Here is a 1,024-nt window from a genome sequence, read left to right on the forward strand (position 1 = left end):
GCGACATCATCCACTTCGCCGCGCTCTACGACCGGTTCGTGCAGAACTACCGGCGTGCCTCCGGGCGGGACATCCAGTACTTCGCCACGGTCGAACCTCAGCGCCGGGGAGCACCCCACGTGCACATGGGCGTGCGTGGTACCGACCCGAAAGCACTCATTCGGCAAGTGGCTGCCGCGACCTATCACCAGGTGTGGTGGCCGCACTTCGACCACGAGGTGTACTCGATGGATCGGATGCCGTTCTGGGACTACGCGGCCGGCCGATTCGTCGATCCCGACGCCATCGACCCCGACACCGGTGAGCGGGTGCCGGTGCCGACGTGGGCTGAGGCCCTGGACGCGATGGACGCCGTCGATGAGCTCGAACCTGCTCACGTGGTGCGCTTCGGTGCTCAGATCGACGCCAAGGGCATCCTGGGCGGCACCGAGGAGGCAAGCCGCCATATCGGCTACCTGACCAAGTACCTGACCAAGTCCATCGGTGACGTGATCGAACCCCAGAGCCAGGCAGCGGCCGACCACTACGACCGGCTGCATGCGGAGCTGGCGCTTACTCCGTGCTCGCCGACGTGCGGTGTCTGGTTCCGCTACGGCATCGTCCCCAAGGGCGCGAAGGCCAAGACCATTCCGGGTGTCTGCAAGGGCAAGGCACACCGCCGTTCAACCCTGGGCCTGCGTGGTCGCCGGGTGCTGGTGTCGCGCAAGTGGACCGGCAAAGACCTCGCCGACCATCGAGCGGACCGGACCGAGTTCGTTCGGCAAATGCTCGAACAGGTCGGTATCTCCCGGCCCGAGGTCGAACAGCTGGTGATCACGCCAGTGCAACCGGGTGACCCGAACGTGCCACCCCGTGAGCACCTGATCATGGCCATGGTGTCGCAGAAGATCACCTGGCGGGCCGAATACACACACGCCCAACTGGCAGCGGCTGAAGATCCTGTTCCACGTGAAACCGTTGAGGCGCAACAAGATTCGACAATTCCGGATGTAGCGTAGGAGCGCGGGGCAATGAGCGAAGAAGA

General features: G+C 64.6%; 1 protein-coding gene. It reads left to right on the forward strand.

Features of this window, described 5'->3' with window-relative positions; all coding sequences use genetic code 11:
- Positions 1-998 (forward strand): replication initiator (locus NN4_RS44625; protein ID WP_186818937.1); only part of this gene is annotated, 998 nt, incomplete at its 5' end.
- Positions 999-1,024: the final 26 nt, after the last annotated feature.

Origin of the sequence: Nocardia ninae NBRC 108245 (genome assembly GCF_007990755.1) — a bacterium.
GTDB classification, from domain to species: domain Bacteria; phylum Actinomycetota; class Actinomycetes; order Mycobacteriales; family Mycobacteriaceae; genus Nocardia; species Nocardia ninae.